The organism is Tepidimonas sp. HKU78, from assembly GCF_049860815.1.
Taxonomy (GTDB): Bacteria; Pseudomonadota; Gammaproteobacteria; order Burkholderiales; family Burkholderiaceae_C; genus Tepidimonas.
Genome location: NZ_CP187547.1, coordinates 1,653,241 through 1,671,604, shown reverse-complemented (window position 1 = coordinate 1,671,604; position 18,364 = coordinate 1,653,241). Strand labels below are relative to the sequence as shown.

The 18,364-nt window shown below is 67.4% G+C and carries 17 protein-coding genes and 2 pseudogenes; 14 read left to right on the top strand and 5 right to left on the bottom strand.

Going from position 1 to position 18,364, the window contains the following annotated elements:
- The first annotated feature begins 23 nt into the window (after positions 1-23).
- From ACPYIS_RS08410 to ACPYIS_RS08390, 5 genes and pseudogenes are all read left to right on the top strand, one after another.
- The gene (locus ACPYIS_RS08410) at positions 24-1,334 is read left to right on the top strand and encodes an O-acetylhomoserine aminocarboxypropyltransferase (RefSeq protein ID WP_424894742.1); all 1,311 of its coding nucleotides are present in this window, start codon (positions 24-26) and stop codon (positions 1,332-1,334) included.
- Positions 1,335-1,350: 16 nt separating this feature from the next.
- Positions 1,351-2,169, top strand: coding sequence for an alpha/beta fold hydrolase (locus ACPYIS_RS08405; protein ID WP_424859554.1), 819 nt, complete (start codon positions 1,351-1,353; stop codon positions 2,167-2,169).
- Positions 2,170-2,225: 56 nt separating this feature from the next.
- A pseudogene (locus ACPYIS_RS08400) lies at positions 2,226-3,292 on the top strand (cytochrome P450).
- Positions 3,293-3,358: 66 nt separating this feature from the next.
- Positions 3,359-5,017, top strand: coding sequence for an ammonium transporter (gene amt, locus ACPYIS_RS08395; RefSeq protein ID WP_424894744.1), 1,659 nt, complete (start codon positions 3,359-3,361; stop codon positions 5,015-5,017).
- Positions 4,944-5,909, top strand: a complete 966-nt coding sequence (locus ACPYIS_RS08390) for a diguanylate cyclase domain-containing protein (RefSeq protein ID WP_425973479.1) — start codon at positions 4,944-4,946, stop codon at positions 5,907-5,909. Before amt ends, ACPYIS_RS08390 begins: the two co-directional genes overlap by 74 nt.
- Here the strand turns inward: ACPYIS_RS08390 and istB are convergent.
- The gene (istB, locus tag ACPYIS_RS08385; RefSeq protein ID WP_425973478.1) at positions 5,904-6,668 is read right to left on the bottom strand and encodes an IS21-like element helper ATPase IstB; all 765 of its coding nucleotides are present in this window, start codon (positions 6,666-6,668) and stop codon (positions 5,904-5,906) included. The two genes, ACPYIS_RS08390 and istB, sit on opposite strands and share 6 nt — an antisense overlap.
- Positions 6,665-8,311: an IS21 family transposase gene (istA, locus tag ACPYIS_RS08380; RefSeq protein ID WP_424894389.1), complete on the bottom strand. Its 1,647-nt coding sequence runs from the start codon at positions 8,309-8,311 to the stop codon at positions 6,665-6,667. Before istA ends, istB begins: the two co-directional genes overlap by 4 nt.
- A 171-nt stretch (positions 8,312-8,482) precedes the next feature.
- Between istA and ACPYIS_RS08375 the strand changes: the two genes are divergently transcribed.
- Positions 8,483-8,854: an EAL domain-containing protein gene (locus tag ACPYIS_RS08375; protein ID WP_424894746.1), complete on the top strand. Its 372-nt coding sequence runs from the start codon at positions 8,483-8,485 to the stop codon at positions 8,852-8,854.
- On the opposite strand, the gene ACPYIS_RS08370 is transcribed toward ACPYIS_RS08375, so the two are convergent.
- Positions 8,797-9,762, bottom strand: a complete 966-nt coding sequence (locus tag ACPYIS_RS08370) for an IS481 family transposase (protein ID WP_424894747.1) — start codon at positions 9,760-9,762, stop codon at positions 8,797-8,799. The two genes, ACPYIS_RS08375 and ACPYIS_RS08370, sit on opposite strands and share 58 nt — an antisense overlap.
- A gap of 58 nt (positions 9,763-9,820) precedes the next feature.
- On the opposite strand from ACPYIS_RS08370, the gene ACPYIS_RS08365 reads away from it, so the two are divergent.
- Positions 9,821-10,132: an EAL domain-containing protein gene (locus ACPYIS_RS08365; RefSeq protein WP_424894748.1), complete on the top strand. Its 312-nt coding sequence runs from the start codon at positions 9,821-9,823 to the stop codon at positions 10,130-10,132.
- 27 nt (positions 10,133-10,159) lie between these two features.
- On the opposite strand, the gene ACPYIS_RS08360 is transcribed toward ACPYIS_RS08365, so the two are convergent.
- Positions 10,160-11,440: a YihY family inner membrane protein gene (locus ACPYIS_RS08360; RefSeq protein WP_424894749.1), complete on the bottom strand. Its 1,281-nt coding sequence runs from the start codon at positions 11,438-11,440 to the stop codon at positions 10,160-10,162.
- 19 nt (positions 11,441-11,459) lie between these two features.
- Between ACPYIS_RS08360 and ACPYIS_RS08355 the strand changes: the two genes are divergently transcribed.
- From ACPYIS_RS08355 to ACPYIS_RS08340, 4 genes are read left to right on the top strand one after another with little or no spacing between them, the layout of a single operon-like run.
- Positions 11,460-11,897 (top strand): DUF2069 domain-containing protein, encoded by a 438-nt coding sequence (locus tag ACPYIS_RS08355; RefSeq protein WP_300843326.1) that lies wholly within the window; start codon positions 11,460-11,462, stop codon positions 11,895-11,897.
- Positions 11,898-11,926: 29 nt separating this feature from the next.
- On the top strand, positions 11,927-13,369 hold the full coding sequence (locus tag ACPYIS_RS08350; protein ID WP_299020838.1) for an FAD-binding oxidoreductase: 1,443 nt from the start codon (positions 11,927-11,929) through the stop codon (positions 13,367-13,369).
- Positions 13,366-14,178: a thymidylate synthase gene (locus ACPYIS_RS08345; protein WP_300843300.1), complete on the top strand. Its 813-nt coding sequence runs from the start codon at positions 13,366-13,368 to the stop codon at positions 14,176-14,178. Before ACPYIS_RS08350 ends, ACPYIS_RS08345 begins: the two co-directional genes overlap by 4 nt.
- Before the next feature lie 16 nt (positions 14,179-14,194).
- On the top strand, positions 14,195-14,593 hold the full coding sequence (locus ACPYIS_RS08340) for a DMT family transporter (protein ID WP_082668429.1): 399 nt from the start codon (positions 14,195-14,197) through the stop codon (positions 14,591-14,593).
- 141 nt (positions 14,594-14,734) lie between these two features.
- Here ACPYIS_RS08340 and ACPYIS_RS08335 read toward each other — a convergent pair.
- Positions 14,735-15,001 (bottom strand): annotated as a pseudogene (locus tag ACPYIS_RS08335) (calcium/sodium antiporter); the annotation flags it as partial.
- A gap of 130 nt (positions 15,002-15,131) precedes the next feature.
- Between ACPYIS_RS08335 and ACPYIS_RS08330 the strand changes: the two are divergent.
- From ACPYIS_RS08330 to ACPYIS_RS08320, 3 genes are read left to right on the top strand one after another with little or no spacing between them, the layout of a single operon-like run.
- Positions 15,132-17,135, top strand: a complete 2,004-nt coding sequence (locus ACPYIS_RS08330) for a helix-turn-helix domain-containing protein (RefSeq protein ID WP_424859559.1) — start codon at positions 15,132-15,134, stop codon at positions 17,133-17,135.
- A complete protein-coding gene (locus ACPYIS_RS08325) occupies positions 17,132-17,839 on the top strand; it encodes an AzlC family ABC transporter permease (RefSeq protein WP_143969135.1) in 708 nt (235 codons plus the stop codon). The genes ACPYIS_RS08330 and ACPYIS_RS08325 overlap by 4 nt, the downstream gene beginning before the upstream one ends.
- Positions 17,832-18,173 carry an AzlD domain-containing protein gene (locus ACPYIS_RS08320; RefSeq protein ID WP_068610301.1) on the top strand — a complete coding sequence of 114 codons (342 nt, stop codon included), beginning with the start codon at positions 17,832-17,834 and terminating at the stop codon, positions 18,171-18,173. Before ACPYIS_RS08325 ends, ACPYIS_RS08320 begins: the two co-directional genes overlap by 8 nt.
- Positions 18,174-18,364 lie beyond the last annotated feature (191 nt).

The window sequence follows — 18,364 nt, the reverse complement described above, 5'->3', positions numbered from 1 at the left end:
AGACCACAACACGAGGAGACACCATGCCCGGTTACACCGATCCCGGCTTCGACACGCTGGCGCTGCACGCGGGCGCCGCGCCAGACCCGACCACGGGCGCACGCGCCGTGCCCATCCACCTGACCACGTCGTACGTCTTTGCCTCGGCCGACCATGCCGCGGCCCTGTTCAACCAGGAGCGAGCCGGGCACGTCTACAGCCGCATCAGCAACCCCACCACCGCGGTGCTGGAGCAGCGTGTGGCCGCGCTCGAAGGCGGCATCGCCGGCATCGCCACGGCCAGCGGTCAGGCGGCACTGCACCTGGCCATCGTCACGCTCATGGGGGCGGGCGGGCACATCGTCGCCTCCAGCGCCCTGTATGGCGGCAGCCACAACCTGCTGCACTACACCTTGCGCCGCTTCGGCATCGAGACCACCTTCGTGCCGCCGCGCGACCTGGATGCCTGGCGCGCCGCCGTGCGGCCCGAGACCCGGCTGTTCTTTGGCGAGACGGTGGGCAACCCGGGCCTGGACGTGCTGGACATCCCGGCGGTGGCCGACATCGCGCACGCCGCGGGCGTGCCGCTGTTGGTGGACTCGACCTTGACCACCCCGTGGTTGATCCAGCCATTGGCACTGGGTGCCGATTTGGTCTACCACTCCGCCACCAAATTTTTGAGCGGCCATGGCACCGTCATCGGTGGCGTGTTGATCGACGGCGGCCGCTTCGACTGGGAGCGCGCACACGCGCGCGACGGGCGCTATGCCGAGCTGACCGAACCCTACGACGGCTTTCACGGGATGGTGTTCAGCGAGGAGTCCACCGTGGGGGCGTTTGCGCTGCGCGCGCGCCGCGAGGGGCTGCGCGACTTCGGTGCCTGCATGAGCCCGCACACCGCGTGGCTGATCCTGCAGGGTATCGAGACCTTGCCGCTGCGCATGGCGCGACACGTGGACAACACGGCCAAGGTGGTGGAGTTCCTGGCCGCGCACCCGATGGTGGCGCGCGTGGGGCACCCCATGCTGCCCGATCACCCCAGCCACGCGCTGGCGCAGCGGCTGCTGCCGCGCGGCGCAGGTAGCGTGTTCAGCTTCGACCTGCGCGGCGGCCGCGCCCAGGGGCGGGCCTTCATCGAGGCGCTGCGCCTGTTCAGCCACCTGGCCAACGTGGGCGACTGCCGCAGCTTGGTCATCCATCCGGCCAGCACCACCCACTTCCGCATGGACGACGCGGCCTTGGCCGCGGCCGGCATCGGCCCGGGCACGATCCGGCTGTCCATCGGGCTGGAAGACCCCAACGACCTGATCGACGATCTCAAGCGCGCCCTCAAAGCCGCAGAAAAAACCACCTGATGCCCGGAGACCGCCCATGATGATCGACGTCCTCGGCGCGCCGCTGTACGCCTACACCGGCGGGCGCCCCCTGCAGGCCGACCGGCCCACGGTGGTGATGATCCACGGTGTGCTCAACGACCACAGCGTGTGGATTCTGCAAAGCCGCTACCTGGCGCACCACGGCTTCAACGTGCTGGCGATCGACCTGCCCGGCCACGGCCGCAGCGCGGGCAACGCACCCGCCAGCGTGGAGGAGGCGGCCCGCACCGTGCTCGCACTGCTCGATGCACTGGGCGTGGCGCAGGCGGCACTGGTGGGCCACAGCTGGGGCTCGCTGATCGCCTTGCAGGCCGCAGCCGACGCCCCGCAGCGCGTCACACACTTGGCGCTGGTGGGCACGGCCTACCCCATGCGCGTGTCCCCCGCCTTGCTGGAAGCGTCGCTGCACGACCCTCGGCGCGCCATCGACATGGTCAACGTCTTCAGCCACTCGACGCTGGCCCCGCCACCCTCGGCGCTCGGGCCCGGCACGTGGCTGTATGGAGCGTCTTGCGCGCTCATGCACGCCGTGCTGGCCAGCAACGCGCAGGTCAACGTCTTTCACCGCGGCTTCCTCGCGTGCGACCGCTACCAGGGCGGCGAGGCCGCGGCGCGCGCGCTGTGCTGCCCGGTGCAGTTCATCCTGGGCACGCGCGACCAAATGACCCCGCCCAAAGCCGCGCAACCACTCATCGACGCCGCACACGCCGCCGGCGTCCCGGTGGACGTGGTGCAGATCCCCGCCGGCCACGCCCTCATGACCGAGGCGCCAGACGGGGTGCTCGACGCACTGCGGCGGGGACTACAGGCGTGACAGCCATGGCATCGACAGCAGAACAGGCGGTCGTACCCGCCGACATCACACCACCGATGACGCCCGAGCGTGCGGCCAAAATCGGGAGCGATTTCGACCTGCGTCGGCTGCCGCCCGATTTTCTGGCCAACCCCTACCCGGTGTATGCGTGGTTGCGTCAGCACGATCCCGTGCGGGCCATGCCAGATGGCACGTGGTTTCTCACCCGACACGCCGATCTGGTGGCCGTCTACCGAGACGCTGCCACGTTCAGCTCCGACAAGCACATCGAATTTGCCCCCAAGTACGGCACCGAGTCCCCGCTGTACGAACACCACACTACCAGCCTGGTGTTCAACGATCCGCCGCTGCACACCCGGGTGCGCCAACTCATCATGGGGGCGCTGACCCGGCGCGCCATCGCCGATTTGGAGCCAGGACTGGTGACGCTGGTCGATGACTTACTCGACCGCATCGCCGACCGTGGCGGTGGCGACTTGATCGAGGACTACGCCGCCGCCATCCGCTCGACCCGCAGCGCGACGTGCTGACACGGCTCATCCAAGGCGAGCAGGATGGCGAACGGCTGACCGAAACCGAGCTGCTCCACAACGGTATCTTCCTGCTCAACGCGGGTCATGAAACGACCACCAACCTGATCGGCAATGCGCTGGTGTGCTTGCACGAGTGGCCGCAGCAGAAGGCCTGGCTACAGCAACGGTTGCGCGCTGCCCGCGACGATCCGCAGCAGTGCGACACTGTCCTCGACGCAGCCGTCGAGGAGTTCCTGCGCTTCGAGTCGTCCAACCAACTGGGCAACCGGCGTGCGTTGCGCGATACCGAGGTGGGCGGCGTTCGGCTGCCCGCCGGAGCCCTGGTCACACTTTGCATCGGAGCGGCGAATCGCGATCCTGCGGTCTTTGCCGACCCCGAACGCCTCGATCTCAGCCGGACCGAAAACCGACACTTGGCGTTCGGGTTTGGCGTGCACCAATGCGCGGGCCTGAACCTGGCGCGACTGGAGGGACGCATTGCCATCGGCCGCTTCTTGGCACGCTTTCCGCACTACACCTTGAGCGCGCCGCCGGTGCGCGGTGGACGCGCCCGCTTTCGCGGCTTTCTGCGCGCACCGTTTCGAGTTTGACAGGCACGGCGTTTGCTTTGATCCGGGTATCCGCGGGCCTGTCCCGCGCTGCTTTGGGGTACCCGGATGTTGTCGTCTCCGATCGATCTGCTGTGGGTGCTGCTCTGTGCCGGCTTGGTCTTCGTGATGCAGGCAGGCTTTCTCTGCTTGGAGTCGGGGCTGACGCGCAGCAAGAACTCGATCAACGTCGCGGCCAAGAACATGGCGGACTTTTCCGTGGCCGCGTTGCTATTCTGGCTGATTGGGTTCGGCCTCATGTTCGGCCCCAGCGCGGGCGGTTGGATCGGCGCAGGCTTGTTTGGGTTGTTCGACCAACTGCCCGACGAACCCCACTTGCTCGGCTTCGTGCTGTTTCAGGTCATGTTTTGCGCCACCGCGGCCACCATCGTCTCGGGTGCCGTGGCCGAGCGCATGCGCTTTGGCGCGTACTTGGCATTGTCGGCATGGGTGTCGCTCATCGTCTACCCGGTCTTTGGCCATTGGGCATGGGGCGGCGCATGGGCGCCGGGTGCACGCGGCTGGCTGGCCGAGATGGGCTTCGTGGACTTTGCCGGCTCCACCGTGGTGCACAGCGTGGGCGGCTGGGTGGCGCTGGTCGCGGTGTGGCGTATCGGCGCGCGCGCTGGGCGGTTCCCGGCCGACGGGCCGCCGCCGGTGATCCCGGCCGGCAGCCTGCCCATGGCGATGCTGGGGGCGCTGCTGCTGTTTTTTGGTTGGCTCGGGTTCAATGGCGGCAGCACCCTGGCGCTGGATGGCCGCGTCCCCGGGATTTTGTTGCACACCACGCTGGCCGCCGCGGCCGGCGCGCTGGCGGGCTTGGCCGCAGGACGGCTGCTGCACGGATATTTCGAGGTGATGTCCCTCATCAACGGCCTGATCGCCGGTCTGGTGGCCATCACAGCGGGCGCCCATGCGCTGTCGGCGCCCGCGGCCGTCTTCACCGGTGCCATTGGGGCATGGGTCATGGCCTGGGCCAACGAGTGGCTGTTGCGGCGACGCATCGACGACGCCGTGGGCGCCATCCCTGCGCATCTGGCCGCTGGCGTTTGGGGCACGCTGGCCGTGGGATTGCTGGGCGATCCCGCCTTGCTGGGCACTGGCTTGAGCCGAGCGGCCCAAATCGGGGTGCAAGCGCTGGGCGTGGTGGTGTGCGGAGTCTGGTGCGTACTGGCCACCCTCGCCTTTTTGTGGCTGGTGCGTGAGCGCGATCTGCGCGTCACCCCCGATGAGGAGCGCAAGGGGCTCAACGTCGCCGAGCATGGTGCGCGCACCGAGCTGATCGAGCTGTTGGAGGCGATGGAGCGTACCCGCCAAGGCGGCGACCTGAGCCAGCGTGTCCCCGAGGAAGATTTCACCGAGGTCGGGCAAATCGCGCGCGCCTACAACCGCGTCATGCAGGCCCTGCAGGCCGCCACCGCAAACACGGTGGCGCTGGTGCGCGAAATGCGCGACGGGCTGCTGACGTTTCGGCCCGACGGCACGCTGGTGAGCCTCAACCCTGGTGCGGAAAAGCTGCTCGGTGTTCCTGCCACCGCGGCGGTGGGTCAGCCGCTGGTGCATGTGCTGCGCGAAGCGGGCCACGCGCTGCCCATCGACAGCCAACGCCTGACCCATCCTGGTGCGTCGCTGGAGCTGCGCATGGCCCGACCTGGTGCGCGATTTGCTGCGCGGCGCGGCGCCAGCCACCCGGCGAGAACACGCCTTGCTGCTGCGGCGCGACGGTGAACAGACCCCCATCATCGACACCGCTGCACCGATCCGCAACCGCGATGGCTTTTTGATCGGTGCCGTGCTGGTGTTTCACGACGTCACGGTATCGTTGAATCTGGCGCGCGCGCTCAGTCACCAAGCGACGCACGACGCCTTGACGGGCGTGCCCAACCGGCGCGAGTTCGAGCGGCGCTTGCGCGAGCTCCTGGCTCGCCCCGACCCGGCATCCCACGTCTTATGCTATCTGGATCTCGACCAGTTCAAGATCGTCAACGACACGTGCGGCCACGTCGCCGGCGATGAGCTGCTGCGCCAAATCACGCAACTCATGCGTGGCCACCTGCGCGCGGCCGACACGTTGGCGCGCTTGGGTGGCGATGAGTTTGGCCTGATCCTACAAGGCTGCGACTTGGAGCCCGCAGTGGCGCTGGCACAGCGCATTCGCGAGGCCATCGCTGACTTTCGCTTCGCGTGGGGGGAGCGCTCGTTTGGAATCGGTGTGTCGATCGGCCTGGTCCCGGTGGCAGCCCACGAGCGCGACGCCGATACCCTGTTGGGAGCAGCGGATGCGGCTTGCTACGCCGCCAAAGAGGCCGGGCGCAACCGCATCCACGTCTATCAGCCCGACGACCGGCACCTGCTCGAGCAGCAGGGTCAAATGCAATGGGTGTCACGTCTGCAATCGGCGTTGGACGAAGATCGGTTGCGGCTATACGTGCAACCCATCGTGCCGCTGCACCCCACGCCGGGCGAGCGCCCCCACGCCGAGATCCTGGTGCGACTGGAGGAAGACGGCCAACTCATCCAACCCGGGGCGTTTTTGCCGGCGGCCGAGCCCCGATGGCCACCCCAAACTGCCCCACTTGTGGCCGGTCAAACTGCTCCAGGCAGGACGGTCGAATTATGAGGCTTCAGGGTTGATGGCGATGCGCGCGGCGGCCTCCTTGAGGCGGTAGCTCTTGCCCTCGAATTCCAGCATCGCGCAGCGGTGCATCAGGCGGTCCAGGATGGTGGTGGCCATGGTGGCGTCGCCCAGATACTTACCCCAGTCCTGCACCACCCGGTTGGAGGTCACCACGATCGACCTGCGCAACTTGTAGCGCTGGTGCACGATGGCCTGCAACACCTCGGCGGCGTGCTCGCTGATGCGCCGCGCCAGGAACAGGTCATCCAGGACCAGCAGGTCGGGCTGCACCCACTCCTTGAGCAGTGAGCCCCGCTCGGTGGCATTGCCCAGCGCGTAGCGGCCAAACTCGGTGTCCGCCTCCAGATAGCGCACATCGTGACCGGCCAGCGTGGCCTGGTAGGCCACCGCCTTGGCCAAGTGGCTCTTGCCCGTGCCGGGCTTGCCCACGATCAGTGCATTGGCGCCCTCTGCGATGAACTTGAGCGTGTGCAGCTCAAAGCAGGCCGATCTGGGCAGCTTGGGGTTGAAGCGCCAGTCAAAGTCGGCCAGCGTGACCTTCTCATCCAGCCCCGAGCGCTTGTAGCGGCGCTCCATCAGGCGCGTTCGGCGCCGGTCCAGCTCGTCTTGCAGCATGGCGGCGAAGGTCTCCAGGAACGGCTCCTGGCTGGCCTGGGCCTGCATCACGCGGGTCGACAGGGTCTCGGCAATGCCCGAGAGGCGCAATTCGCGCAGCGCGCGTTCGATCTCGGCCAGGTTCATGCCAGGCTCCCCGGTGCGGTGGTGGTGGCAGCGGTGGTACTGGATACGGTTGCCGTGGCCGTGGCTGCGGCGTGCGCGAAGAGATCACCGTACTCATCGACATCGCGGATGAGCCCGTGCTGCTGGGTCAGCTCTGGGGTGGTGAGCACCGCGCCGTTGTCACCGCTGGCATGGGCTTCAATGGCGGCGAGCGCCTGGGCAAAAAGACCCTCGCTCAAAGCCAGCACGCGCTTGTAGCTGTAGATGCCCTGCTCCAGGGCCTGGGCACAGGCGGCGTTGACGCAGTGGGCCGGGTAGCGCCGCACCAGAGCCACGATGCCCCAGAGCTTGCGCTGCCCGACCCGCCCCTCGATGGCAAAGAGCAGCTCACACAGACGGGCCGCATGTTCGCCGATCTCGCTGGCCTGGCGCAGGATGTAGCGGGTCTCGCGCGAGGGGTTGAACACCCGCTCGTCCTGGGGCAGCACGACAGAGCCAGGACGCTCGGCCTTGGGGTGGGTGCGCAGCAGATCGCCCGTGCTGGCCTGACGGATCTCGATGCGCTGGGCGTAGATGCGCACCAGCACCTTCGATCCGATGGCCGCCGGGCGCGCGGCGTAGCTGCTGTGCGCGACGCGCACGCAACTGTCATCGCACACCGTGCGCTCGACCTCGCTGAAATACTGCATGCCCAACAGCGGCAGCGCCTTGAGGTAGGCGCGTTCTTCCTCGAACATGGCCTGCACCTGGCGCCGCTCGGTGCCGTGGATGCGCTTGGCCGCCCAGTTCTTCTCCCAGTGCGCCAGGAACTCGTTGTGGGCCTCGATGGACTCGAAGCGCCGGCCCTTCAAGGCCGTGGCCTGGGTGTGGCCGATAGCGTGCTCGACCGTGCCCTTGCGGTTGGGGTCGCGTACCCGGGCTGGGTCGGCCACCACATGGTAGTGCGCCAGGGTGGCAGCGTAGACCTTGTTGAGTTCGGGTTCGTACAGGTCGGGCGTGATGACGCCTTCCTTGAGGTTGTCCAGCACCACGTACTGGGGGCAACCACCAAAGAAGCGAAAGGCCCGCTCGTGCAGCTCGGCCCAGATCTGGTGGCTGGACTTCCAGACCACGCAGCGAAAGCTTGCCCGCGAGTAGCGCAGCGTGGCCACGAACAGGCGGGGTTTGCGGTACCGATCAGAACCCGGCACCCGGGTGGGAGCGCCTTCGCCGTAGTCGACCTGCATCTCCTCGCCGGGCAGGAAGCTCAGGCGGTCGAACTGCTCGGGCTCCTTCTGGCGCAGTCGGGCCACGAAGCGTTTGACGGAGTTGTACTGGCCGGCAAAGCCGTGCTGGTCGACCAGGTCCTGGAAGATGGCCATGGCGTTGCGCTTGAGACGCAACTGCGCCTGGATGAACTCACGGTGGGGTTCGCACAGGGAGGAGGCCAGTGGCGCAGGGGCAACAGCAGGAGCCGGTGGCCGGGGTGGGGCAGTTTGACTGGCCACCGCCTCAGAGCCGGTGGCCACCCCGGGGCAGTTTGCCCGTTCGGCCGCAAAGCGTTGCCGGTAGGCGCGGATGGTGTGACGGGAGATACCTGTGACCCGCTCGATCTCTCGCTGGCTGGCGTTGGCCTCCAGCAGCGTCCATATGGTGGTTTGCAAGTGTGGCTTCAAGACGTTCACTCCGGTGGTCCCCTCGTTGGTGAGGGGGTGAAAGTAACGTCCTGCCTGTCGGCCAGCGGGCGACCAACATGCCAAGCTCAATGCATCAGGTCACCACTGGTCAGGTGGAGCAATTTGGGTGGCCATAAGTGGAGCACTTTGGGTGGCCGCCGGGGCGAGCGCTACGGCCTCATGCCCCGCATCGACCAGTGGGTGGTTCGCAATACCCTCGCGTGGCTGAGCGATCGCGTGCGCCGCGACGGCGATCTCGACCGGGTATTTGCCATCAATCTCTCTGGTGCATCGTTGTCGGACGAACAGTTCCGACAGCACCTGCAGGCCCAACTCGAAACGTTGCAATTACCACCGGGCTCACTGTGTTTCGAAATCACCGAGACCGCCGCCGTGGCCAATTTGTCCAAAGTGGTGCATTTCATCGGGGAGGTCAAGCGCTTGGGCTGTCTGTTCGCGCTGGACGACTTCGGCAGCGGGCTGTCCTCGTTCGCCTACCTGTCAGGTCCCGGACGATTACGTGGTTTGAAGATGAAAAGATCGGGGCGTTGAGGGTACCACTTTTTCAAGGCCTCCAGAGGTGTTATGTGTCCGATTGCCTTCTGGGGTAAATGATGGTTGTACAGCCAAACATAACGGGTCAAGGTAGTCTCGAGGTCCTCGGCGCTGTTGAAGTGATGGGTGGCAAGGACCTCGGCAATACGGCCGTTGAAGCGTTCGACCATGCCATTGGTCTGAGGGTGTCTGGGCTTGGTGAGGCGATGCTCGATGCCAAGGGCCTGGCAGAGCTGATCGAACTCGTGCTTCCCGGACGGTGCGCGCGCGCCTGAGGCGAAGAGGCGATCCGTGAACTCCTTGCCGTTGTCGGTGAGGATGTGCGTGATTCTGACCGGGCAGGTCTTGTGCAAGGCCTTCAGGAAGCTTCTGGCCGCGGCTGCGGTCTTGTTTGGCTTAATCTGGATGAAGACCCAACGGGTGGCGCGGTCAATGGCGACGAAGAGATAACGCCTCTGATGTTCGTCGGGCATCTGCGGCAGGTACTTGACGTCGATGTGCAGGTAGCCCGGCATGTAGGTCTTGAATGGCTTGGAAGCAGGCGCATCCTTGGCTTCACTGGGCAGTTGGGATAGGCCATGGCGCTTGAGCAGACGATACAGCCCAGAACGTGAGGCCCGGGGGTTGATGAACTCCCGTGTGACCACCAGCAGATCGTCAAGGGGTAGCTGGAGGGTCTTGCGCAGCTCCACCACCAAAAGCTCCTGCGCCGGGGTGAGCGTCGTCTGCAAACGATGCGCGGTATGCGGGCGATCTTCCACAAAGTCCCGACGCTTCCAGCGGCGGATGGTGTCTTCGGATACGCCCAACTCGGCTGCCAAGGCCGCAACCGACAAGGACGAGGACTGGATGTAGGCGCGGGTGGCGGGGGTTGTGGTGGCGTTTTTGTGTAGGCGAATAATCATGGTTGAGCGCTCCGGAGGTTGTCGATCAGCTCTCGCATCACTGCGCGACTAACGAAGAGTGCACGACGCGAAGGATCTATGCAATCGTCCGGAACCCTACACCTACCTGAAGAATCTGCCGGTTGACTTCCTGAAAATCGACGGCAGTTTCATCAAAGACATCGAATCCGACCCGATCGATCTTGCCATGGTGCAAGCCATCAACACCATCGGTCATGTCATGGGGCTGCGCACCATCGCCGAGTACGTTTCGTCCGAAGCGATCCTGGCACGCGTACGCGAGCTGGGTGTGGACTACGCCCAAGGCTACCAAGTCGGCATACCGCGACCGCTCGATGCGCTGGTGCCCGTGCGCCGCATGCCGCGCTAAAGCCCCGGCCGACGGCACGGGCCAGCGTCAATCGCGGCCGCCAGGCAGCACCTGGGCCACGGGTATGCGGTCGAGGGCGAGCGCGCGCCACAATGGCTGCGTCGAGGCGGTCTTGGGCAACCACAGCCGCTGCGCCAAGTCGCCCAGGTGGCGCTCGTGCAAATCGACCAACAGCACCCAGCGCCCCTCGTCGTCACTGAGTTGCCCCACCCACCCCAGGGCCTGCAACGCACTCAGCGGCTCGTCGAGCTGCAGCGCATCGACACGCAACCGGCGCGCCAGCTGCGGCACCGACAGCCCGGGGCGCGGCGCTGCACGCGCCGCATCGAGTGCGGCCAGCAGCTCTAGCGCGAGTTGAAACGGCCAGCCCGGCGTGTCGCCGCGCCGCGCCACGCCCGCCAGTAGGCTGGGCAGGTAGGCCACGATCACCGCCCCCAGCAGCACGATCAACCACAGCAAGTAGAGCCAGACGAGCAGGATCGGCAGCGTGGCAAACGCGCCGTACACCGCCGAATAGGTGGGCACCGTGCGCAGATACCACGCCAGCGCCTGCTGCGCCAGCTCGAACGCGATGGCAACGAACACCCCGCCCACCAGCGCATGCCGCAGGCGCACCGGCGCATTGGGCACATAGCGGTACAGGGCGGCCACCCCCAGCACCACGAGGGCAAACCCCCCGATGTCGAGCAGCCAGCGGACCCCCGCATGGACGCCTGGCAGCCAACCTTTCGATACCGACAGGGCGTACGAACTGGCGCTCAGCGCCGCGGCCAGGCACAATGGCCCCAGGGTCAGCAGTGCCCAGTACACCAGCACCCGCTGCGCCAGCGGCCGCAAGCGCCGCACGCGCCAGATATCGTTGAGCTGGCGGTCGATGGTGAGCACCAGCGCCAGCGCCGTGATCAGCAGCACCAGCGCGCCGCTCCAGCCGATCTTGGCCGCGTTGGCCGAAAACTGCCACAGTGCGTTGGAGACCTGGCGCGCGATGCTCTCCGGCACCAGGGCCTCGACCATCCAGCGCTGCAGGCGCTGCTCGACGCGCGCAAACGCCGGAAACGCCGAAAAGATCGCCAGCGCCACGGTCAGCAGCGGCACCAGCGAGATGGTGGTGGTAAACGTCAGGCTGCCTGCCGCCACCCCCAGCCGGTCGCGCGCCAGGCGCTCGCGCAGCATGGCCAGCGTGGTGCGCCATGGAAAGTCGCGCAGCGCCCGCCACAGTCGGGCGCCTTCGGCCCGCCAAGCCGCTCGCCAGGCGGCCTGACGACGGGCCCGGGAATGGGGCTGGGTCCGCGAATCGGTGGCGCTCATGCCGTTATCATGCCAGCCGATGGCTGCCCCGTCTGTTCCCCTTGCCCCGCCTGCGCCCAGCCCTGCGCAAACGGCGCTGCGGCTGGCCCGGCGCACCCGTGCGCTGGCCGTGTCGTGCCTGCTCGCGCTCATCGCCCTGGGCCTGGCGTGGGAACTGTGGCTCGCTCCGCTGCGCCCCGGCGGCTCGTGGTGGGCGCTCAAGGTGTTGCCACTGACATTGCCGTTACCGGGTCTGCTGCGGCACCGCATGTACACCTACCGCTGGCTGAGCCTGCTCGTGTGGCTGTATTTCACCGAAGGCATCGTGCGCGCGACGACCGAAAGCGGCCTGTCGGCCCTGCTGGCCTGGACCCAGGTGCTGCTGTGTCTGGGGCTGTTTGCCGCCTGCGCGCTGCACGTGCGCTGGCGGCTGCGAGCGGCGCGCCAAGCCGCCTCCGAAGCGGCAACCACGCCCTGATGGAGATTCTGGATCCTGGACGCGCCCCCATGCCCCGCACCGATCTGCTGACCGAGCTGCGCGCCGCCGTCGGTGCTGCCCATGTGCTGACCGCTGCCGACGGCGACGACCTGACCGCTTACGAGCAAGACTGGCGCCGCCGCCACCGTGGGCGCGCGCTGGCCGTGGTGCGCCCAGGCAGCCCGCAGGAGGTGGCCGCCGTGGTGCGCCTGTGCGCCGCGCACGGCACCCCTATCGTGCCACAGGGGGGCAACACCGGGCTGGTGCTGGGCGGCGTGCCCGACACCAGCGGCCGCCAGGTGGTGCTGAGCCTGCAACGGCTGCAGCGCGTGCGCGCGCTCGACCCCGACAACCTGACCCTGACCGTGGACGCTGGCTGCGTGCTGCAAGTGGCCCAGCAGGCCGCCGAGGCTGCGGGCCTGTGGCTGCCGCTGAGCCTGGCCTCCGAAGGGAGCTGCACCATCGGCGGTAATTTGGCCACCAATGCCGGTGGCACGCAGGTGCTGCGCTTTGGCAATGCGCGTGACCTGTGCCTGGGGCTGGAAGTCGTCACCGCCGACGGCCAGCTCTGGGACGGCCTGAGCGGCTTGCGCAAGGACAACACGGGCTACGACTTGCGCCACCTGTTCATCGGCAGCGAGGGCACGCTGGGCATCATCACTGGGGCGGTGCTCAAGCTGGTGCCACAGCCCGCCGCACGCCTGACCGCGTGGGCCGCCGTGTCGGGGCTGACCGACGCCCTGGCACTGCTGGCACTGGCGCAACGCCGGCTGGGCCCGACACTGACCGGCTTCGAGGCCATGAACGCGTTCGCGCTCAGCCTGGTGGACCGGCACTTCCCCGACCTGCGCGTGCCACTGTGGCGCGAACACCCATGGTGTGTGCTACTGGAGGTGAGCGACCACGATAGCGAAGTGCACGCCCGCGGGGCGCTGGAGGCCACGCTGGCCGCGGCCATCGAGCAGGGTGCAGCGCGCGACGCCATCGTCGCCGAAAGCCTGGCGCAGGCGCGCACCCTATGGCACATCCGCGAAAGCATCCCGCTTGCCCAAGCGCAGGAGGGGCTCAACCTCAAGCACGACATCAGCCTGCCGGTGTCGCGCATCCCTGCCTTCTGCGCGGAGGCAGAAGCCGCGCTGCACGGGACCGTGCCCGGTGCGCGCGTGGTCAATTTTGGCCACCTGGGCGACGGCAACCTGCACTTCAACGTGCAGGCGCCGCCGGATACGGATGCCGCCACGTTCCTGCAGGAACACGAAGCCCACGTCAATCAGCTGGTCTACCGCCTGGTGCAGCGCCACGGCGGCTCCATCAGCGCCGAGCACGGCATCGGCGGGCTCAAGGCGGCGCTGCTGCCTGCGTTCAAGGACCCCACGGCGCTCGCGATCATGCGCGCCATCAAGCGCGCGCTCGACCCTGCGGGCCTGCTCAACCCCGGGCGCGTGCTGCTGCCCGATAATGCAGCCCCATGAGCCAGCGCCCGATCCGCACGCAGTACGAAGACTTCATGCGCCACGTCTTCGAGCACGGCACGCCCAAGACCGACCGCACCGGGGTGGGCACGCGCAGCGTGTTCGGCTACCAAATGCGCTTCGACCTGTCGGAGGGCTTTCCGCTCGTCACGACCAAGAAGCTGCACGTCAAATCCATCATCTACGAGCTGCTGTGGTTTTTGCGCGGCGAACGCAATGTGCGTTGGCTGCAAGAGCGCGGCGTGACCATCTGGGACGAGTGGGCGCGCGCCGACGGCGACCTGGGCCCCATCTACGGCGTGCAATGGCGCTCGTGGCCCACGCCTGACGGCGGACACATCGACCAGATCAGCGAGGTGTTGCATACCCTGCGTACCAACCCCGACTCGCGACGCATCATCGTCAGCGCCTGGAACGTCGCCGACCTGCCCCAGATGGCGCTGGCGCCGTGCCATGCGTTGTTTCAGTTCTACGTGGCCGACGGCCGACTGTCGTGCCAGCTCTATCAGCGCAGCGCCGACGTCTTTCTGGGCGTGCCGTTCAACATCGCCAGCTATGCGCTGCTGACGCACATGGTGGCGCAGCAGTGCGACCTAGGCGTCGGCGACTTCATCTGGACCGGTGGCGATTGCCACATCTACCACAACCACGTGGAGCAGGTGCAGCTGCAACTGTCGCGCTCGCCCTACCCCTACCCAACGCTGCGCATCCGCCGCCGCCCGCCGACCCTGTTCGACTACGAATTCGACGACTTCGAATTCCTGGACTACCAGCACCACCCGGCCATCAAGGCGCCCGTGGCGGTGTGAGCCGCCCCTACCCGTGATGCTGTCGCGCGCCCAAGCCCTGGGACTGGTGGCCTTGACGCTGATGTGGGGCGTCAACTGGCCGGTCATGAAACTGTCGCTGCAGGAGCTCTCGCCCCTGTTCTTCCGCGCCGTGACGATGACCGGCGGCGCGCTGTGGCTGTTCGCGTTCTATCGCTGGCGCGGTGTGCGCCTGCCGCCCCGGCGCAGCGAGTGGCGCAGCATCGTCACGCTGGCACTGCCCAACATGCTGGGCTGGCACACGCTGGCCATCTTTGGCGTGGCCGCCCTGGCGTCCGGGCGGGCGGCCATCCTGGGCTTTACCATGCCGGTGTGGACGGTGCTGCTGGGGGCACTGTTCTTCGGCCAGCCGCTGACGCGGCGCACCTCCGTGGCGGCGGTGGCGGTGGTGCGGTAGGCCAGCAGCACGCCGTCTTCCCAGCGCGCGATCTCCCGGCCGCTCATGAAGATGGGCAGGCAGGCCAGCAGCGTGGCCACCCACCATCACCCACAGATCGAAGTTCAGGACAGCTTCGGAAATGGGCAGGCCACGGGGCGCCACCACGCCGGCCAGGCCCAGGCAGACAAGGATGTTGAAAATGTTGCTGCCCACCAGGTTGTCCACGACCAGATCGATGGTGCCGTTGGCGGCTGCGCCTACCGACACCGCCATCTCCGGCGCACTGGTGCCGAGGGCCACGATGGTCAAGCCTACCACCAGGGGCGAGATCCCCCAGGACAGTGACGACCGCGCGGCGCCGCGCGTGAGGCCCTCAGCCCCTGCCACCAGGACGACCACGCCAACGATGAGCAAAACGATGGACATAGCGTGGACCTCCTTCCCCGGATGCAATGTGGCGCCATCGTGCCATAGAGGCACACCTGGCCGCAGACCGACAGAACGAACCGTTTGTTTGTTATAATGAACTCACATCGATATCTATCAGGAAAACCTCGTGAGCACCGTCTCAGCCATCGGCAGGAATCTGCTGCGATTTAGGGAACAGCGAGGGCTCACGCTGGCGGGCTTGTCCGAGCGCAGCGGGGTGGCGAAATCGACCTTGTCGCAGCTGGAAAACGGCGAGGGCAACCCCACGATCGAGACCCTGTGGGCTGCGGCCAACGCCCTGGGAGTGCCCTTCGGCCAGCTGGTCAACGAGGAACTGAGCGACGGCGGCGAGCTGTTGGACAAGGGGGTGATTGTTCGATTAATCGAAAAATCGACCGACGACCCCGAGATCGAGGTCTATCTGATCGAACTGCGGCCAGGCTGCCGCAAGGACTCCGCCCCGCATCCGGAAGGGGTGAAGGAACGCATCACGGTGCTGTCCGGGGCCATGCTGGTGGGGCAGGCCGACCGGCCGCGCATGGTGAGGGCTGGCGACACTCACACCTTCGACGCCGATGTGCCGCATGTGTACGCGGCCACCGAGCAAGGCGGCCGGGCCATGGTGGTGATCGTGTATCCGCCCAAGACCTATTCGGCCAGTGCCTCCACGCTCTACCTAGAGTGGCCCCAGGCCCCGAGCGCCTGGGAGGGGGTGCGCAGCGTGATGGAGCGCGCCCTGCTGGAGGTGTCCAACGGCCTGGGCGCGCGCATCCTGCGACTGCGCGGCGAGCCGCTCAATAGGCGTGACGGCCTGCTCAAGCTGCGCCAGATGCAGCACGAGGCCACCGCCGGTCCCTGGCGCTGGCCGGTGCTGTCGCTGGTGGAAGACGACGCCCAGGGGCCGTATGTCGCCGTGGTGCCCATGCCCCTGACCGGAGCCTTTGCCCAACCCGACCAGGCACCGCCCGCCTGGACCAACGCCGACCTGCCGGCTGCCGCCATCCGCCTAGCCCGGCTGGCGGAATCGCCCTTCATCGAGCTGGGCGCGCCCGAAACGGCCGCAATCCAGGCTCATTTGGAGGGCCGCAGCTGGGTGCTCAACAGCCTGGCCGCTGAGGTGCTGCTGCAGCGGGGGCGCATGTGCATGCCGCGGCAGCTGCATCACGTGCGCCCGGCGCCCGCGGCGGCGCAGCGCGGCGGCCGGGACGGGCCGTTCTCCAGCCGCATCGACGTGGAGCAATACGATGCCTTCGAGCTGCTGCACCCCGCCTATGCCCGCCAAGTAGTGGCCGCCGCCCAGGATATCGCAAGCTTCGCCGGACCGCAGCCCGCCTTGCAGGCCATCGACGTGGGCGCAGGGCCGGGTCTGCCGTTGCTGATGCTGCACGAGCTGCATCCGGGTTGCCGTTTCCTGGCCGTCGAACCCGACGAGGCGGCGTTTGTGTGCCTGCAGCGCAATGCCCACGGGGTTGAGGGCATCGAGCTGCATCACGGCGGCTTCCTGGAGCTCGACCTGCCGAGCGGCGAGACACCGCTCATCACCTCTTTCGGCGCCTCGCACCACTTCAACACAGCCTTCATGCTGCAAAAGGCCATGCAGCTGCTGCAGCCCGGCGGGCTGCTGGTGGTGGCCGACGAGTTCCTGCCCGAATTCGCCAGCGTGGATGAACGCAACCTCGCCCTGGTGCGCCACCACAGCGCCTACCTGCTGGCCAGCATGGCCTGGGTGGGTGAGCCGCCGGCCTCCGAAGGGGGGCTGGACCTCAGGCTCTACCGCGACTTGCGCCGCTCCATCATCATGGCCATGGTCGCGGCCACCGAGGGCAAATCGACCCAGGCGGTGAGCCTGTGCCGTAACCTGTATGCGCGCCTGTGCGAGTCCGGTTTGCGCGAGCGCCCTGCACATGAGATCGGGGCCTTCGTGCGCTTCTACTGGCTGGAGCTGCAGGCCATGGTGGCCGGCTTCGACTACGAGGTCGAGCGCAAGACCTTCCCGCGCCGCTTTGCCGGGCTGGCCGCGCTGGCCGGGTTGGAGTTGCGCCGCCACCGCCGGGTGTTTGCCACCACCGGCAGCGACGACTGGGGCGGGGGCACCCATGTCTTCACCTTCAGCAAGCCGGAGGGCGCATGACGCGGCAGGTGCTGCGCGGCCTGGGCGACAGCCTGGCCATTGCAGCGGGCTACGTGCCCGTGGCTTTTTCTTTCGGGCTGGCCGCCGTTCAGATGGGTTTGGGGGCTCCATGGGCCGTGGCCATCTCAGCCATCGTTTTTGCAGGGGCCAGCCAGTTCGTGCTGGTGTCCCTGCTCGCCGCCGGCGGCGGGCCGCTGACGGTGGTGCCCACCATCTGGCTGCTCAATGCCCGCCATCTGCTCTACGGTCGGGTGGTGGCCGAACAGCTCGCGCAGGCGCGCCCGGCCCGCGTGCGCCCGGCCCTGGCCTTTGGCCTGACCGACGAAGTCTTCGCCTGCGCGGCCGCGCGTTTGCCCACCCTGGCCCCGGCCCAGCGCGCGGGCTGGCTGGCTGGCCTGCAGGCCGGGGCTTATGGCGCGTGGATCGCTGGCACCTGGCTGGGGGCCGAGACCGGCGCCCAGCTGGTGGACCGGATCCCCCTGCTGCAGGAGGCTTTGCAGTTCGTGCTGCCGGCGCTCTTCCTGTCGCTGCTGCTGCAGATGGGGGTGCACGGACGTGGCCGGGCGCTGTGGGGGGCGGCGGGTGTCACGCTGCTGGGCCTGGCCCTGGGCCCGGCCCATGTGGCCATCCCGGCCGGCATGCTGGCCGGTGCGGCCCTCCAGTTGCTGCAGGCACACGTGGACGAGGACGGCGACGATGAGTGAAGCCGGCTGGATACAGCTGCTGACCGTGCTGGCCTGTGGGCTGGGCACCTTCCTGCTGCGCTCCTTGCCCTTCTGGTGGGGGCTGCGTCAAAGTACCGAGCGTTCGAACCTTATCCGCCGCTGGTCCTCGGCCATCGGCCCGGCCGCCATCGCCGCCCTGCTGGTGGCCTCGCTCTTCCCTCTGCTGTGGCCGGCCGCCGGCCCCACCCGCGCCCTGCCCACGGCCGTTGCCCTGGCCGCCGTGATCCTCCTCCAGCGCCTGCGCGGGGGGCTGGCGGCCTCCACGCTGCTGGGCACGGGGGTGTATGCGTTGATGTTGTGGGTGATCGGGTGACGCGTTGTACCCAACCACCCCCTGATTTACTCATAACTATTTGATTTAGCTCTGGATTTCACGCTTTCTCGGCAAAAATATCTCCCACTTTCACATCCTCGTGTGCGCGATTTGCGGGAGTTTTCTGTGAAGTTTGCCCGCCCTGCCACAGACGATTTCTTCCGCTCGCGCATCGATCACATGATCGATCT

Excerpts from the sequence above, each read along its gene's own strand:
- ACPYIS_RS08340 (WP_082668429.1), top strand. The coding sequence starts at position 14,195 with ATGCTGTCGCGCGCCCAAGCCCTGGGACTGGTGGCCTTGACGCTGATG.
- amt (WP_424894744.1), top strand. The coding sequence starts at position 3,359 with ATGTTGTCGTCTCCGATCGATCTGCTGTGGGTGCTGCTCTGTGCCGGC.
- ACPYIS_RS08320 (WP_068610301.1), top strand. The coding sequence starts at position 17,832 with ATGAGTGAAGCCGGCTGGATACAGCTGCTGACCGTGCTGGCCTGTGGG.
- ACPYIS_RS08345 (WP_300843300.1), top strand. The coding sequence starts at position 13,366 with ATGAGCCAGCGCCCGATCCGCACGCAGTACGAAGACTTCATGCGCCAC.
- ACPYIS_RS08350 (WP_299020838.1), top strand. The coding sequence starts at position 11,927 with ATGCCCCGCACCGATCTGCTGACCGAGCTGCGCGCCGCCGTCGGTGCT.
- ACPYIS_RS08410 (WP_424894742.1), top strand. The coding sequence starts at position 24 with ATGCCCGGTTACACCGATCCCGGCTTCGACACGCTGGCGCTGCACGCG.
- ACPYIS_RS08355 (WP_300843326.1), top strand. The coding sequence starts at position 11,460 with ATGGCTGCCCCGTCTGTTCCCCTTGCCCCGCCTGCGCCCAGCCCTGCG.
- ACPYIS_RS08375 (WP_424894746.1), top strand. The coding sequence starts at position 8,483 with ATGCCCCGCATCGACCAGTGGGTGGTTCGCAATACCCTCGCGTGGCTG.
- ACPYIS_RS08360 (WP_424894749.1), bottom strand. The coding sequence starts at position 11,440 with ATGAGCGCCACCGATTCGCGGACCCAGCCCCATTCCCGGGCCCGTCGT.
- ACPYIS_RS08370 (WP_424894747.1), bottom strand. The coding sequence starts at position 9,762 with ATGATTATTCGCCTACACAAAAACGCCACCACAACCCCCGCCACCCGC.
- ACPYIS_RS08405 (WP_424859554.1), top strand. The coding sequence starts at position 1,351 with ATGATGATCGACGTCCTCGGCGCGCCGCTGTACGCCTACACCGGCGGG.
- istB (WP_425973478.1), bottom strand. The coding sequence starts at position 6,668 with ATGAACCTGGCCGAGATCGAACGCGCGCTGCGCGAATTGCGCCTCTCG.
- ACPYIS_RS08325 (WP_143969135.1), top strand. The coding sequence starts at position 17,132 with ATGACGCGGCAGGTGCTGCGCGGCCTGGGCGACAGCCTGGCCATTGCA.